At 64.1% G+C, this 13,798-nt stretch carries 17 protein-coding genes and 1 pseudogene; 13 read left to right on the forward strand and 5 right to left on the reverse strand.

All coding sequences use genetic code 11. From position 1 onward, the window contains the following. Nucleotides 1-382 precede the first annotated feature (382 nt). The 4 genes from LB571_RS00670 to LB571_RS00685 all read left to right on the forward strand — a co-directional run bounded on the left by LB571_RS00670 (nt 383) and on the right by LB571_RS00685 (nt 3,497). Entirely contained in the window at nt 383-922 is a 540-nt protein-coding gene (locus tag LB571_RS00670; RefSeq protein ID WP_041163301.1) for a sigma-70 family RNA polymerase sigma factor, read from the forward strand. Further along, the gene (locus LB571_RS00675) at nt 919-1,827 is read left to right on the forward strand and encodes an anti-sigma factor family protein (RefSeq protein WP_224591562.1); all 909 of its coding nucleotides are present in this window, start codon (nt 919-921) and stop codon (nt 1,825-1,827) included. The genes LB571_RS00670 and LB571_RS00675 overlap by 4 nt, the downstream gene beginning before the upstream one ends. Before the next feature lie 99 nt (nt 1,828-1,926). Further along, nucleotides 1,927-2,424 carry a 5-(carboxyamino)imidazole ribonucleotide mutase gene (gene purE / locus LB571_RS00680; RefSeq protein WP_023773946.1) on the forward strand — a complete coding sequence of 166 codons (498 nt, stop codon included), beginning with the start codon at nt 1,927-1,929 and terminating at the stop codon, nt 2,422-2,424. Continuing rightward, a complete protein-coding gene (locus LB571_RS00685) occupies nt 2,421-3,497 on the forward strand; it encodes a 5-(carboxyamino)imidazole ribonucleotide synthase (RefSeq protein WP_224587023.1) in 1,077 nt (358 codons plus the stop codon). The genes purE and LB571_RS00685 overlap by 4 nt, the downstream gene beginning before the upstream one ends. A 12-nt stretch (nt 3,498-3,509) precedes the next feature. On the opposite strand, the gene LB571_RS00690 is transcribed toward LB571_RS00685, so the two are convergent. Continuing rightward, entirely contained in the window at nt 3,510-3,926 is a 417-nt protein-coding gene (locus tag LB571_RS00690; RefSeq protein WP_224526652.1) for a lysozyme inhibitor LprI family protein, read from the reverse strand. Between the two features lie 242 nt (nt 3,927-4,168). Here LB571_RS00690 and ykgO point away from each other — a divergent pair, with 242 nt between their 5' ends. From ykgO to LB571_RS00710, 4 genes and pseudogenes are all read left to right on the forward strand, one after another. After that, entirely contained in the window at nt 4,169-4,294 is a 126-nt protein-coding gene (gene ykgO, locus LB571_RS00695) for a type B 50S ribosomal protein L36 (RefSeq protein ID WP_006327841.1), read from the forward strand. Between the two features lie 110 nt (nt 4,295-4,404). Then, on the forward strand, nt 4,405-5,052 hold the full coding sequence (locus tag LB571_RS00700) for a tetratricopeptide repeat protein (protein ID WP_140822522.1): 648 nt from the start codon (nt 4,405-4,407) through the stop codon (nt 5,050-5,052). Between the two features lie 92 nt (nt 5,053-5,144). Continuing rightward, nucleotides 5,145-6,212 (forward strand): alpha/beta fold hydrolase, encoded by a 1,068-nt coding sequence (locus tag LB571_RS00705; protein WP_224591565.1) that lies wholly within the window; start codon nt 5,145-5,147, stop codon nt 6,210-6,212. Between the two features lie 52 nt (nt 6,213-6,264). Beyond that, nucleotides 6,265-6,769: pseudogene (locus tag LB571_RS00710) on the forward strand (hypothetical protein). Here LB571_RS00710 and pyk read toward each other — a convergent pair. Further along, nucleotides 6,739-8,172, reverse strand: a complete 1,434-nt coding sequence (gene pyk / locus LB571_RS00715) for a pyruvate kinase (protein ID WP_023773940.1) — start codon at nt 8,170-8,172, stop codon at nt 6,739-6,741. The pseudogene LB571_RS00710 and the gene pyk sit on opposite strands and share 31 nt — an antisense overlap. Next, nucleotides 8,169-8,615 carry a DUF1036 domain-containing protein gene (locus LB571_RS00720; protein WP_174361986.1) on the reverse strand — a complete coding sequence of 149 codons (447 nt, stop codon included), beginning with the start codon at nt 8,613-8,615 and terminating at the stop codon, nt 8,169-8,171. Before LB571_RS00720 ends, pyk begins: the two co-directional genes overlap by 4 nt. 286 nt (nt 8,616-8,901) lie before the next feature. Between LB571_RS00720 and LB571_RS00725 the strand changes: the two genes are divergently transcribed. The 3 genes from LB571_RS00725 to LB571_RS00735 all read left to right on the forward strand — a co-directional run bounded on the left by LB571_RS00725 (nt 8,902) and on the right by LB571_RS00735 (nt 11,299). Continuing rightward, nucleotides 8,902-9,699, forward strand: coding sequence for an N-formylglutamate amidohydrolase (locus tag LB571_RS00725; RefSeq protein WP_224591568.1), 798 nt, complete (start codon nt 8,902-8,904; stop codon nt 9,697-9,699). A gap of 11 nt (nt 9,700-9,710) precedes the next feature. Continuing rightward, the gene (locus tag LB571_RS00730) at nt 9,711-10,019 is read left to right on the forward strand and encodes a DUF1244 domain-containing protein (protein WP_224591571.1); all 309 of its coding nucleotides are present in this window, start codon (nt 9,711-9,713) and stop codon (nt 10,017-10,019) included. 98 nt (nt 10,020-10,117) lie between these two features. Beyond that, the gene (locus LB571_RS00735; RefSeq protein WP_015315316.1) at nt 10,118-11,299 is read left to right on the forward strand and encodes an MFS transporter; all 1,182 of its coding nucleotides are present in this window, start codon (nt 10,118-10,120) and stop codon (nt 11,297-11,299) included. On the opposite strand, the gene LB571_RS00740 is transcribed toward LB571_RS00735, so the two are convergent. Next, complete coding sequence (locus tag LB571_RS00740; protein WP_224591574.1) at nt 11,257-12,171, reverse strand: LysR family transcriptional regulator; 915 nt, start codon at nt 12,169-12,171, stop codon at nt 11,257-11,259. The two genes, LB571_RS00735 and LB571_RS00740, sit on opposite strands and share 43 nt — an antisense overlap. Before the next feature lie 114 nt (nt 12,172-12,285). Here LB571_RS00740 and LB571_RS00745 point away from each other — a divergent pair, with 114 nt between their 5' ends. Both LB571_RS00745 and LB571_RS00750 read left to right on the forward strand, forming a co-directional pair. Further along, entirely contained in the window at nt 12,286-12,495 is a 210-nt protein-coding gene (locus LB571_RS00745) for a DUF680 domain-containing protein (RefSeq protein WP_140720047.1), read from the forward strand. A gap of 89 nt (nt 12,496-12,584) precedes the next feature. After that, complete coding sequence (locus LB571_RS00750; protein WP_224591577.1) at nt 12,585-13,544, forward strand: SDR family oxidoreductase; 960 nt, start codon at nt 12,585-12,587, stop codon at nt 13,542-13,544. A 63-nt stretch (nt 13,545-13,607) separates the two neighbouring features. Here the strand turns inward: LB571_RS00750 and LB571_RS00755 are convergent, their stop codons facing one another. Beyond that, nucleotides 13,608-13,766, reverse strand: a complete 159-nt coding sequence (locus LB571_RS00755; RefSeq protein ID WP_015315312.1) for a DUF3309 family protein — start codon at nt 13,764-13,766, stop codon at nt 13,608-13,610. Nucleotides 13,767-13,798 lie beyond the last annotated feature (32 nt).

A 13,798-nucleotide genomic window follows, 5' to 3' on the forward strand; every position in this document is an offset into this window, starting at 1 on the left:
CACGCGACTGTGAACAGCCGGAATTTGCCCACGCGGGAATAAATCCTCTCTTCAACAAGTCTCCTCGACATACGCCACGGCTGGCGTTGAGGAGACTGGCATGCCCCATCATCGCGAGCACAGCGAACACGGCTGCGGCGTCAGCCGCCGTCATGCGCTGCCGAGCATTATCGTCATCAGTCCCTTCTCCATGGCGCCCCTCCTTTTCATAGCGCCCCTCCTTTCATAGCGCTTGACACTGGTGACGCAGATGAATTCACTTTCAGCAAGGCAGACGACTTTGCCCGTTTCCGGGGGCTTTGCTCCTGCAAGCCAGGCAAAATCGCTGTCGCATCTTGAGGCGGCACGGCCTGTCCGCTCCGGAGAGGATTATGGTGCTGCTTTGAGCGACAGGGCCCTGGCAGAGCGTTTCAACGACGTAGTGCTGCCGCATCTTGGCGACGCGCTGGCGCTTGCCCGCTGGCTGACCGGCAATGCCGCCGACGCCGAGGATGTCGTTCAGGACGCCTGCATCAAGGCGCATGCGGGCATATCAGGCTACGCCGGCGGCAACGCCCGCGCCTGGCTGCTGACCATCGTGCGCAACACCTCCTACACCTGGATGGCGCGCAACCGGCCGCGCGGCATGATGGCCGTCGGCGACCTCGGCGATCTCGACGACATGGCGGCCGCCCATGGCACCAGCCTGCCGGACGAGGACGGTCCGGAAGCGAGCCTGATCGCCAGGGCCGACACGGCGGCACTGGAGGCTGCGATCGCTGCCCTGCCGCAGCCGTTTCGCGAAACGCTGGTGCTGCGCGACATTAACGGCCTCAGCTATCGCGAGATAGCGGCCATGCTCGACGTGCCGATGGGTACGGTGATGTCTAGGCTGGCCCGCGCCCGCGGCCTGCTGGCGTCCGAACTGGGGAGAGCGCCATGACCGGCCATGACGATGGACTGCCCAATGATCCCGAAGGTGTCAGACTGATGATCCACGCCCTTGTTGATGGCGAGCTTGATGCGGCGGCGGCCCTTGCGGTGGAGCGTCGCATCGCCGCCGATCCCCGGCTTGCCGCCGAACATGCCCGCATCCTTGCCTTGCGAGGCGCGGTCAGCCGCTTGCCGCGCCCCGACGTGAGCGACGCCTTTCGGGCCCGCATCGCGGCGATCGGCATGGCCAGCACCGAGCAGCCGGCGACAGCCGAGGCAGCAGAGCCGCAGCGCGGCACGCCGTCGGCGCTGCCGGGCTTGATTGCCGGCGCTGGCGCCGGCCAGCGGCGTGAAGCCGGGACGCGTCCTTCGCTGGCGCGGAGATCGCCGAGGGCAAGCCGCTTCGGGTTCGACTGGCGCGCCATGGCGGCATCGATCATGATCAGCGCGGTGCTGGCCAGCGGCGCGACGCAATGGGTAATGTTCAACGGCGCCGAAGACGGCTTGGCCGCAGCCGTCGCCAGCGGCCATCGCCGCAGCCTGCTCGCCGCGAGCCCGATCGACATCGTCTCCTCCGACCGCCATACGGTCAAACCGTGGCTCGACGCCCGCATCGGCGTCTCGCCGCCGGCGCCGGACCTTGCCCAGGAGGGCTTCGCCCTCATCGGCGGCCGGGTCGAGGTGATATCAGGCCGGCCGGTACCGGCACTGGTCTACCGCCACCGCGAGCACCTGATCACGTTGGTCGCCGAACCGCAGCAGGGCGGCAAGACCACCCAGCCGGACGATCTTTCCTCCGGCGGCTTTTCGATGGTGCACTGGAGCGACGGCGCCTTCTCCTATTGGGCGATCTCCGACATGGAGCGCCCCGAGCTCGACGACTTCGTTGCTCGCTTCCGCAAGGCGGCGGCATGAGCCGGAATGTGGCCGTCGGCATCTCGCCGATGGCCTGAAATCCTTGCGGCCCCGCGCGAATTCCGCTAAGGCGCGCCTTTGTCGCCGGGGAGCAGAAGCTTGGACGATCAACGCGCCGATGTCGCCATCATCATGGGCAGCCAATCCGACTGGGCGACGATGCGCCAGGCAGCGGAGACGCTGGAGGCGCTTGGTGTTCCCCACAAACGGCTGATCATTTCGGCGCACCGCACGCCCGACCGGCTCTATGAGTTCGCCAAGGGCGCCAAGGCCGCCGGCTACAAGGTCATCATCGCCGGCGCCGGCGGCGCCGCGCATCTGCCCGGCATGACGGCGGCGATGACGCCACTGCCGGTGTTCGGCGTGCCGGTGGAATCGAAGGCGCTGTCGGGCCAGGATTCGCTGCTGTCGATCGTCCAGATGCCGGCCGGCATTCCTGTGGGAACGCTGGCCATCGGCAAGGCTGGTGCGGCCAACGCGGCCCTGCTGGCCGCCGCCGTGCTGGCGCTCAACGACGACAAGCTTGCCCAGCGCCTCGATGCATGGCGCGCCTCGCAGACCGCCAAGGTCGCGGCCGAACCGACGGATACGCCGTGAGCCTGCCCGCCGGATCGACCATCGGCATCATTGGCGGCGGCCAGCTTGGCCGCATGCTGGCAATGGCCGCCGCCCGGCTCGGCTACCGCACCATCGTGCTGGAGCCTCAACCGGATTGCCCGGCGGCCCAGGTCGCCAACCGGCAGATTACGGCCGCCTATGACGATCCGGCAGCACTTGCCGAACTGGCGGCTGCAAGCGCCGTCGTCACCTATGAGTTCGAGAACGTGCCGGTCGCCGCCGCAACCGCGCTTGCCGCCAAAGTGCCGGTCTATCCGCCGCCGCGCGCGCTTGACGTGGCGCAGGACCGGGTGAGCGAAAAGACATTCCTCAACGGCATCGGCATCGCCACCGCCGCGTTCCATCAAGTCGACACCGACGACGAGCTGGCGGCGGCGCTGAAGGCCTTCGGCGGCAGCGGCATCCTCAAGACGCGGCGAATGGGTTACGACGGCAAGGGCCAGCGCGTCTTCCGCAACATGGAAGCCGGCGGTTTCGCCGGCACCTGCGAGGCGATGGGCAATGTGCCGCTGATCCTGGAAAGCTTCGTGCAGTTCGAGCGCGAGATTTCCGTCATCGCCGCGCGAGGGCTGGACGGCACTGTCGCCGCCTACGATCCAGCCTGGAATGTGCACCGCGACGGTATTCTGCACACATCGACCTTGCCGGCCGGCGTTGCGCAGGCGACCGCGCGGGACGCGAAAGACGCGGCGACGAAAATCCTGTCGGCGCTCGACTATGTCGGCGTCATCGGTGTCGAGTTCTTCGTACTGGCCGACGGCTCCCTGCTGGCCAACGAGATCGCGCCCCGCGTCCACAATTCCGGCCATTGGACCGAAGCCGCCTGCATCGTTTCGCAGTTCGAGCAGCATATCCGCGCCATTGCCGGCCTGCCATTGGGAAGCTCGAACCGTCATTCCGATTGCGTGATGGAGAACCTGATCGGCGACGACGTGCTGCGCGTTCCCGCCTTGCTCGCCGAGCCCGACCTGATGCTGCACCTCTACGGCAAGGCCGAGGCCCGGCCCGGTCGCAAGATGGGTCATTTCACCCGCATCAGCCGCCGCGGCTGATACCAGACACGCCTATTGCACCTCGTCGCTGTCCGCGTCGGGGCTGGCGCAACTTGCATCGCCTTCCTCGCAATTGGCGGAGGCGGCGAGCTGCTTGATGCGATCATTGGTCAGCCTGGTCAGGCATTGCGAGACCTCCATCGCATGGATGGACCCGCCCTGGCTGGCGGCGGTGTTATGCGCGCATTCGGCATCCCGGAAGCTGATCCAGGCGCGTTGTGCCACCTGAAGCAATCTCTTGCCATCGGCATCATCGGAGCCGATCAGCGCCTGATAGGCCGCATTGAGCCTGGCGTCGGCCGCCTGATAATCCTCGCCGGCACAGATATTCATCATCTGCTGACTGTCGTCGGAGCGGTCGCATTCCTGCCCTCGGGCAGCCGAGCTCGCCGCCAGGACGACGAGAGAGGAGAGGAGTATTCGGCGCATCTTTGTCCCCAAATCGCTTGAGATAAACGACATCATCCCAGCCGGCTCATGGCCGCGCAATGCCACGGGGCCGACATGGCGGATATTTGATGATATCGGGACGCGGAGCGCGCTTGCGGTTGACTTACGGTTGACATGGGCAAGTCTCCTCGTTTATGAGCCACCCACCGTTCAAAAGGCGCGTCTTCTGGCGCGCCTTAAAAATTCGACCCCGAACCGGGTCCAGACCGACAGGCAAGACCATGAAGATCAAGAATTCGCTCAAGGCGTTGAAGGCGCGTCACCGCGACAACCAGCTGGTTCGCCGCAAGGGCCGCGTTTACATCATCAACAAAACCGCCCCGCGCTACAAGGCGCGCCAGGGTTGAGTTTTCGGCCGGAGGCTTTTTCGTCTCCGCCCACTGATGCTTGTCGGCCAGCCGACCTTCCCACGCTAAAATCACTTTGATGTTCCGCCGCCCGGGATTAAACTCGGGCGATGCGGATTCTTTTTGTATCCTTGACGACTTTGCTGGTTTCCGGCGTCGTCTCCCTGCCGGCCCAAGCCGGTGATCGGCCGATCGCGGTGGCGGCCGCGGATGGTCAGCCGGCGCCCGCCGATGCCCAGCCAGCGGCTCCGGACACTCCGGTTACGCCCATGACGAAACAGGCCCGGCTCGACAAATTGTTCTCCGACCTGAAGCGCGAGCGCAACGAAAAGGCCGCCGAGCGCATTGCCGGCAGCATCTGGAACGAATGGTTCCAGTCCGGCAGCGCCTCGATCGACCTGATGATGCAGTGGTCGCAAAAAGCGATGAATGATCAGAAATTCGACGTCGCGCTCGATTTCCTGGACCAGGTGGTGACCTTGCAGCCTAGCTACGCCGAAGGCTGGAACCGTCGCGCCACCGTGCATTTCATGATGAAGAACTACGGCAAGTCGATGGCCGACATCGACCGCACGCTGCAGCTCGAGCCACGCCATTTTGGCGCGCTGTCGGGCCTGGCCCAGATCATGGCCGAGACCGGCCACAAGCAATCGGCGCTCGAGGCCTGGCAGAAGGTGCTGGCCATCTACCCGATGATGCGCAGCGCCCAGAACCAGGTCGCGACCCTGTCGGAAGAGCTTGCCGGCGAAGGCATTTGATAGATCAGGAAATAGCCATTAGGCGCTGGCGCTGGAGCCAGCCCTACTGCCTACCCCACAACTTATCCCCCTCCATCCCCGTATATCCCTGCATGAACCTGATCTATGCCGCGCTCGCCTTCCTGATGGCGCTTGTCCTTGCCCTGGTCGGCGTCACCCGCGCCGGCTCGTGGCTGATCGAGCGCCGCGGTCCTTCGGTCGGGGCGTTCGCCGACATCGACGGTGCCCGCATCCACTACGTCCACCTCCCCGCCCCAGCCAGTGCGGATCTGCCGCCGATCGTCTTCATCCATGGCGCCAGCGCCAATTTGAAAGACCAGATGCTGCCACTCAGGCCGCTGCTTGAAGGCCGCGCCGAAATGCTGTTCTTCGACCGGCCTAGTTTTGGCTGGTCCGGCCGCGGTCCAGGCAACAATGAGGACCCATCGGCGCAAGCCGCAACCATCGCCGCCCTGATGGACCGTCTCGGCATCAAGAAGGCAATCATCGTCGGCCATTCCTTCGGCGGCGTGGTGACGGCGGCTTTCGGCCGCGAGCATGCGGACAAGACGCTCGGGCTGGTCTTCCTGGCGCCGGCGACCCATCCCTGGCCGGGCGGCGCGACGTCCTGGTACTACGACCTGACCACCATCCCGGTGATCGGCCGGCTGTTTTCCGAGACGCTGACCTATCCTGCCGGGACGCTGTGGATGGCGGACGCCACGACCTGCGTCTTCTCACCCAACAAGGTGCCCGACAATTATCTCGCCGCAACCTCGATCCCGCTGGTGCTGAGGCCGTCGGCCTTTCGCGCCAACGCCACCGACGTTGCCGGCCTCTATCGCTATGCGCTCGCCGCCGCACCGCACTACAAAGAGATCACGGCCCCGACCGCGGTCATCTCCGGCGACCGCGACAAGGTCGTCTATGCCCGGATCCACTCCGTCGGCCTGGTGCGCGACATCCCGGGTGCCGAGCTCGTCTGGGTGCATAATCTCGGTCATAAGCCGGACTGGATCGCTTCCGACCTCGTCGTCGGCGCCATCGAGAAAGTCGGCGGCAAGGATATCGATCTGGAAGCAATCGCCAGGACGGTGGAGGCACGGATTGCCGGCGACACATATGGCACGGGCAAATGCGCCGACATCAAAGAACCTGAAGCGGAGCTCGCGCCGACCTGATGCGTGCCATCCGAAGACGGCCACCGCAGCCCGCCATTGGGATCAGAGCGGCATGTACGTCCTGAAACACGGCATAAAGAGAAATCCGGAAAGGCGATGGGCGCTGCCGGATCGCATCTTCTTCGGTCACGGCGCATGCGCCATTCTCGCCGGCACCTTCCTCAAGCATCCGCCTTTGGAGGGATTTTACGGCGAACGGATCATTCCTGACGAAGGTTTTTCAGGAAACCATATCTATGTGACGAACGGCCTGGATCGCTTTCGACTATCATGGCTATTGCGCCCGAGAGCGGTTGCTCGAACACCATGAAAGAAGCTGGGCTTCGCGCAACGCCGGATGGCGTTACACGATTGCGAAAGTGGATTTCGATCTGCTCGATAAGACCGAACTCAACCGGCGAAAGATGCTCGGCCCGGATCAGTATCTGCATGACCCCATTCCTCGCGCGCGACGGTTCCTCCAGCGAAGAAACCACGCGGAAGCCGCGGTAAGAGCGCTGGGGACTGCAACGACGCTGGCGGCCGACTACCGGCCGGCTGTTTCCGATCCGACATAGGCGATGCGCAGCATGTTGGTCGATCCCGGAGTCCGCAGCGGCACGCCTGCGGTGATGATGACCCGGTCGCCCGGCTTGCCGAAGTCTTCTTCCAGCGCGATGCGGCAGGCGCGGTTGACCATGTCGTCGAGATCGGTGGCATCGGGCGAGACGACGCAATGCGTGCCCCACAAAAGCGACAGCCGTCGCGCCGTGTTGAGGATCGGCGACAGCGCGATGATCGGCACCTGCGGACGCTCGCGCGCGGCGCGCAGGCCGGTGGTGCCCGATGCCGTGTAGGTGATGATCGCCGACAGTTTCAGCGTCTCGGCGATCTCGCGGGCGGCCAGCGAAATGGCATCGGCGCCGGTCGCTTCCGGCTCCGAACGCTGTGCGTTGATGATGCCGGCATACGTCGGATCGGTTTCGACCTTGGCGGCGATGCGGTTCATCATCGCCACCGCTTCGACCGGATAGGCGCCCGCCGCCGATTCCGCCGACAGCATGATCGCGTCGGCGCCTTCGAAGACGGCGATCGAAACGTCGGACACTTCGGCGCGGGTCGGCACAGGGGCGGTGATCATCGATTCCAGCATCTGCGTGGCGACCACCACCGGCTTGCCGGCACGGCGCGCGGCGCGCGTGATCTGCTTCTGGATGCCGGGCACCGCCTCCAACGGCATTTCGACGCCGAGATCGCCGCGGGCGACCATCAGCGCGTCGGACAGTTCGATGATCTCGGCCAGCCGGGCCACGGCCTGCGGTTTTTCGATCTTGGCCATGATCAGCGCCCGGCCACGGGCGATCTTGCGCGCCTCGGCCAGATCTTCCGGCCGCTGCACGAAGGACAGCGCGACCCAGTCGACGCCCGTGGCGAGCACCGCGTCGAGGTCCTTGCGGTCCTTCTCGGTCAGCGCGCCGACCGGCAGGTCGGTATCTGGCAGGCTGACGCCCTTCTTGTCGGAAATGGTGGTGCCGGCAATAACGGTGCAGACGATCGACTTGCCGTCGCTCTTTACCGCCTTCAGTTCGAGCTTGCCGTCGTCGATCAGGAGGCGATGGCCAGCCTCGACCGAGCTCAGGATTTCAGGATGCGGCAGGTAGACCCTTGTCGAGGTGCCGGGCTCGGGATTGTCGTCGAGCGTGAAGGTCTGGCCCAGCGTCAAGACTTCCTTGCCATTGGCGAACTTGCCGACGCGCAGCTTCGGGCCCTGCAGGTCGGCCAGGATGCCGATCGGCCTGCCAACTTTTTCCTCGACCGCGCGGATGCGGGCGACCAGCGTGCGCATCAGCTCATGATCGGTATGGCTCATATTGATGCGGAACACATCGGCGCCGGCTTCGAACAGCTTTTTCAGCATCTCCTCGGAGGAAGATGCCGGACCGATTGTGGCTAGGATCTTGACCTTGCGGCTACGTCTCATTGACTATTCGTTCCCGGGGCGGCTGGAGCGCCTCCCGTTGCGGGCTCGTCGGTGAGCTGGACCATCCAGCTTGCCTGCTCGCCCGTGTCATATTCCTGGAATCCGGCGCGCTGGAAGCCCCTGGCGACGCAGTCGCTTACGCCGGCAATCTTGAACTCTTTTTCAGCCACGCACATGTTGATCGGGCCGTCCCAGCGCCCACCGCGCTCGGCGTCTTCTGCATAAAGATAGTAAAACCTTGATGACAGCGGCCCTTCGATCAACGTCTTGCAACTCGATCCCTCGATGTGCCACCAGCCCTCGGTGATCCAGCCGGCCTTGGCCCGATAGCCGATTCCGACGCCGACCAGGTTCTGCGTGGCGTTGCAGACGCGGAAGTCGGCGCGCGCCGGTGAAGCTGTGACCATCGCTGACAGTCCCACGGCGAGCGTCAGGAGCGGCATGGCTAAGGCAAAGCGCGCGCGCTGCCCGCCGTCGGAACCCATCCTAAAACCCCTCAAGAACCACATCAGCATCTCTCTGCGCCCCTTTTCGGAAAAGTCCGGGCGCATGTCAACGCGCCGTTTTGACCAATTCCAATCGATTTAGGAAGGCTCCCGGCGCACGACCGTCGCCCCGTGCCAGATTTCCCGGGAAACCTTGGCTAAACAACGGCATTGCGTACACGTCGTCTTCGTGGAATGACGATAGCATCCTCCCCGAAGGCCAGCGAACGACCATTTTCCGCCAATGACCCGATCCACAGTTTTCGCGCCCTTCGACATCGTCGAGGGCGACCGCAAGCGAGGCATCGTGCTTCTGGCCGATCATGCCCGCCGCGACCTGCCGGAAGAATATGGCAGCCTGGGGCTGCCGGCGGCCGAATTCGACCGCCATATCGCCTATGACATTGGCGCCGAAGCGGTGACGCGCGAACTGGCGGCCCTGCTCGATGCGCCGGCGGTGCTCGCCAATTTCTCGCGGCTGCTGATCGACCCCAACCGAGGCGAGGACGATCCAACACTCATTCGCCAGCTTTACGACGGCACCATCATTCCCGGAAATTATCCCCTGGCGCAGGAGGAACGCGAAAGGCGGCTCGATCGCTTCTACCGCCCTTATCACGACGCGGTCGGCGCCATGATTGCGTCAGTCGCGCAGGCTTCAGGGCAAGCGCCTTTCATCTTCTCGGTGCATTCCTTCACCCCTGCCATGCAGGGCAAGCAACGTCCGTGGCATGTCGGTATTCTGTGGGACGAGGACGACCGGGTGGCGCGACCGCTGATCGATATGCTGGCTGAGGACAAACAACTCGTCGTTGGCGACAACGAACCGTATGATGGCGCGTTGCGCGGCGACACCATGTTCAGGCACGCCATCGTCAATGGCTATGCCCACGCGCTGATCGAAATCCGCCAGGATCTGATAGCGGACCAGAAGGGCATTCTCGCCTGGGCCGGGCGGCTCGCACCGATCGTTGACGCGATCGACCGCCGTCCCGATATACATGCGGTAAAGATGTTCGGCTCGCGCACCGGGCCGCTATGACGGAGGTTTCGATGACCGAACTCAGCGACGAACAGAAGCGCGACTTCGAGGCCGCCGCTTTTCGGCGGCTGATCGAGCACTTGCGTGAACGGGGCGACGTGCAGAACATCGATCTGATGAACCTCGCCGGCTTCTGCCGCAACTGCCTGTCGAACTGGTACCGCGAAGCAGCCAATGCCGAAGGCGTCGATCTTGGCAAAGAGCAATCGCGCGAGATCGTCTACGGCATGCCCTATGCGCAATGGCAGGCGCTCAACCAGATAGAGGCTTCGGACGCCAAGAAGGCGGAATTCGAAGCACGGCGCCCCAAGGATCACTGAGCCCGTTTAGTCCAAATGCTTTCCCACAACAGCGCTTGACTGAAAATTGAATCGATCTAATTTGCCGCGCAAAGCCATTTTCTGACCGGATTCGTGCCATGAACGCTTCGAACGCCATGCAGACTGCCATTCGTGGGCGATGGGCCGTGGCGGCCATTTTCCTCGCCAATGGTTTCCTGACCGGCAGCTGGGCGCCGCAGATTCCTGTCTTCCTGACCCGGCTGGACATCTCGAAATTCACGCTCGGCCTGCTGATCCTTTTGTTCGGCGCCGGCGCGGTCACCGCCATGACATGGTGCGGCCACCTGATCTCCAAACACGGCTCGCGCACCGTGCTGCGCTGGTTCGGCCTGTGCGGCAGCCTCGGCCTGCTGGTCGTGGCGCTGGCACCCGACGTGCCGCTGGCGGCCATCGCCATGTTCATATTCGGCGGCTCGATCGGCGGCATGGATGTCGCCATGAATGCCAATGCGGTGGTGGTGGAACGGCGGCTGGGGCGTGCCATCATGTCCTCGTCGCACGGCTTCTGGAGCCTCGGCGGTTTCGCCGGCGGCGCCCTCGGCGGCTTCGCCATCCAGACCTATGGCCACCTCGCCCATGCCGCGGTGGTGACCGTGCTTGCCTTCGCGGCAATCGCGGCGGCGGTGCCCCACATCGTGGCCGAAAACAAACCGCAGGCGGTCGAGCATCATAAATTCGCTCTGCCGGCAAACCCATTGGTCTACCTCATCGGCCTGATGGCCCTGTTGACGATGATTTCAGAGGGCGCGGTGCTCGATTGGGCGGCGCTGTATCTGCGGCAGGAACTCGGCGCCGACCTCGCCGTCGCCGGTCTTGCCTATGCCGCCTTCTCCGGCGTCATGGCGATCATGCGCTTTTTCGGCGATGGCGTCCGCAACCGCTTCGGCGCAGTGATGACACTGCGCGGTTCGGCCATCGTCGCGGCCGCCGGCATGCTGATCGCCGGCCTGTCGCCTTCGCCTTGGCTCGCCATATCAGCCTTTGCGCTTTGCGGCTTCGGCATCGCCAACATGGTGCCGATCATCTTTTCCGCCGGCGGCAACCAGGAGGGCATGTCCTCGGGCACCGGCATGAGCGTCGTCACCACCATGGGCTATTCCGGCATTCTGGTGGCGCCGTCGGCGATCGGCTTCGTCGCCGAGCATTCCAGCTTCGGCCCGATCTTCATCGCCATGTCGGCTCTGCTAATCGTCGTCTTGCTGATGGCCGGATTGGCTCACCGCGCCGAATTCGCTCCGGATGCCGCCCCCGCCGAATAACGTTTCAATTCCTCGTGGAGAAAATCCGCCACGCGCCGGATGCGCACGCTGGTGCGCACGTCGCGATGCATGGCCAGCCATACCGGCAGGGCAGGCAAGGGCAGGCCGGGCAACACCTTCTCCACCAGCGGATCGCGGTCTGCCAGCGGCTCCTGGCCAAGACCAACGCCGTTTCCCGCCCGCACCGCTTCCCAGAGCACGATCTGATTGTCGGCCCTGAAACGAAAGCTGTTTCGGGTGACCGGGATGCCATACTGGGAAAAAGCCCGGATCATTTCGTCGCTGCGATCGAAGCCGATCAGGGCGTGATTGACGAGGTCGGCCGGCCCCAGCGGGCGCCCGCGCCTGTCGAGATAGGATATGGCAGCGCAGGCGCAGAGCGCGATATCGCAGACCTTGCGCGCCACCAGTTCGTTCTGCGCCGGCTTGACCATGCGGATGGCAATGTCGGCATCCCTGCGCAGCAGGTTTTCGACCTGGTTCGAGGCAACGATCTCGACCTCGATGCCGGGCTCGTCGACGCCGAGCCGCGCCATCATGTCGGGCAGCACATAGGCCGCTACCACCTCACTGGCCGCGATGCGCACCGTGCCTTCGATCGCCTCGACCGAACCCAGCGCGAGCCGTGAAAAGGCGCTTGCCTGCTCGCTCACCGTCTTGCCGCGCTCGAACAGCGTGGCTCCCGCTTCGGTCAGCGCATAGCCGCTTCGGCCGCGCCGGAAAAGCGTGACGCCGAGCGCCTGTTCCAACTCCCCGATGTGACGGCCAAGCGTCGGCTGGCTTGCCGACAGTTTTCGCGCCGCGGCCGACAGGCTGCCGGTTTCCGCCACGGTGACAAAGCTCTTGATCAGGTTCCAGTCAATGTCTTCCATTCAATAATGAATATCAAAACTGCATTCGTAGTCAATTTTAATTCATTGATGAAGCAATCATATTCACCCTGCAAACACCGATACCGACTGCAACAACCAATCAGGAGTAATCCAATGACCAAGATCGCAATCGCAACCGCCGCCCTCCTCATCGCCGCCAACACGGCTTTCGCCGGCAGCGACAAGTTCGGCTCGGACAATGCCAGCCAGCCAACCGTCGTCACCACCGACAATGTGACCACCACGTCGATCAGCAAATCCGAGGCGACCAATCAGAAGCCAGCCGTCCAGGGCAGCAACCGCGACCTCTTCGGCAGCCGCTGAACGGCGGCCCTCGAAAATCCAGAAGCGGCGGGCTTGTCCCGTCGCTTCTAGGCAAACCCCGCACTTGAAAACGAATAAGGAGACGAAGAATGACCAAGATCGCAATTCTCGGCGCCAATGGCCGGCTCGGTCGCGTGGTTGCCAAGGCCTTCATCGACGCCGGCTTCGACGTCCGCGCCGTCACCCGTACCGGCATGGTGCCGGCCGAGCTTGAGGGCGCCACGGCGGTTGCCGGCGATGCGCTGGACCGTCAATCGCTGATCCAGGCCACCGAGGGTGTCGACATCATCTTCAACGGCCTCAACCCGATCTACACCGACTGGGGCAAATGCCTGCCAATGGCCGAAAATGTCATGGCCGCCTGCCATGCCAACGATGCGCAGCATCTCTTCCCCGGCACCGTCTACAATTACGGCTCGCCCATGCCGGCGGTGATCACGGAAGACACGCCGTTCCATCCGACGACCGAGAAGGGCCGCATCCGCTGTGCCATGGAGGATCTGTTCCGCCGTGAGGCCGAGGCCAGACGGGTGCGCACCATTGTTCTGCGGGCCGGCGATTTCTTCGGCGGCACCGGCAGCGGCTCCTGGTTTGACCTGATCGTCGCCGCCAAGATCAACAAGGGCATCTACACCGCGCCCGGTCCGGCCGACCTCGTGCATGAATGGGCCTATTTGCCGGATTTCGCCGTCGGTTTCGTCGCGCTGGCCCGCAATCTCGACAAGCTCGGCTTCTATGAGGCGCTGAACTTTCCGGGCCATGCCGTCACCGATCTCGAGATCAAGGTGGCCGCCGAGAACGCCATCGGCCATCAACTCAAGATGACTTCCATGCCTTGGTGGGTGCTGCGCGCCGGCAGCCCGTTCGTGGCGATGTGGCGAGAGATCGTCTCGATGTCATACCTGCGCTTCGAGCCGCACCGGCTGGCCTCGACGCGGCTGGCAGGCATCATCGGAGAAATCCCACATACGCCGCTTGATCAGGCGGTGAACGAAGCCTTGCAGGATATCGGGATCGCCGTCGCGCCCCCCCGTCGCCAGGCCGCCTGATCGAGCTTGCTGGCAGGTGAGAACGGCTGCGCTCGGTAAGGTCCGGCGGCGGATCGTTGCCGGTCAGATCCTGCCCAGCACAAGCAGGATCAGCACCACGACCAGGATGACGCCGACAATGCCCGATGGTCCGTAGCCCCAGGAGCGCGAATGCGGCCATGCCGGCACAGCGCCGATCAGGATCAGGATCAGGATGATAACGAGAAGTGTGCTGATCGTCATTTTGAGCCCTCGCCGTCTGGTTGCATTCGAGG

It is taken from the genome of Mesorhizobium sp. BR1-1-4 (assembly GCF_020165375.1).
In the GTDB taxonomy this organism is placed as follows: domain Bacteria; phylum Pseudomonadota; class Alphaproteobacteria; order Rhizobiales; family Rhizobiaceae; genus Mesorhizobium; species Mesorhizobium australicum.

Excerpts from the sequence above, each read along its gene's own strand:
- LB571_RS00675 (WP_224591562.1), top strand. The coding sequence starts at position 919 with ATGACCGGCCATGACGATGGACTGCCCAATGATCCCGAAGGTGTCAGA.
- LB571_RS00690 (WP_224526652.1), bottom strand. The coding sequence starts at position 3,926 with ATGCGCCGAATACTCCTCTCCTCTCTCGTCGTCCTGGCGGCGAGCTCG.
- ykgO (WP_006327841.1), top strand. The coding sequence starts at position 4,169 with ATGAAGATCAAGAATTCGCTCAAGGCGTTGAAGGCGCGTCACCGCGAC.
- LB571_RS00700 (WP_140822522.1), top strand. The coding sequence starts at position 4,405 with ATGCGGATTCTTTTTGTATCCTTGACGACTTTGCTGGTTTCCGGCGTC.
- LB571_RS00705 (WP_224591565.1), top strand. The coding sequence starts at position 5,145 with ATGAACCTGATCTATGCCGCGCTCGCCTTCCTGATGGCGCTTGTCCTT.
- pyk (WP_023773940.1), bottom strand. The coding sequence starts at position 8,172 with ATGAGACGTAGCCGCAAGGTCAAGATCCTAGCCACAATCGGTCCGGCA.
- LB571_RS00720 (WP_174361986.1), bottom strand. The coding sequence starts at position 8,615 with ATGCCGCTCCTGACGCTCGCCGTGGGACTGTCAGCGATGGTCACAGCT.
- LB571_RS00725 (WP_224591568.1), top strand. The coding sequence starts at position 8,902 with ATGACCCGATCCACAGTTTTCGCGCCCTTCGACATCGTCGAGGGCGAC.
- LB571_RS00730 (WP_224591571.1), top strand. The coding sequence starts at position 9,711 with ATGACCGAACTCAGCGACGAACAGAAGCGCGACTTCGAGGCCGCCGCT.
- LB571_RS00735 (WP_015315316.1), top strand. The coding sequence starts at position 10,118 with ATGAACGCTTCGAACGCCATGCAGACTGCCATTCGTGGGCGATGGGCC.
- LB571_RS00740 (WP_224591574.1), bottom strand. The coding sequence starts at position 12,171 with ATGGAAGACATTGACTGGAACCTGATCAAGAGCTTTGTCACCGTGGCG.
- LB571_RS00745 (WP_140720047.1), top strand. The coding sequence starts at position 12,286 with ATGACCAAGATCGCAATCGCAACCGCCGCCCTCCTCATCGCCGCCAAC.
- LB571_RS00750 (WP_224591577.1), top strand. The coding sequence starts at position 12,585 with ATGACCAAGATCGCAATTCTCGGCGCCAATGGCCGGCTCGGTCGCGTG.
- LB571_RS00755 (WP_015315312.1), bottom strand. The coding sequence starts at position 13,766 with ATGACGATCAGCACACTTCTCGTTATCATCCTGATCCTGATCCTGATC.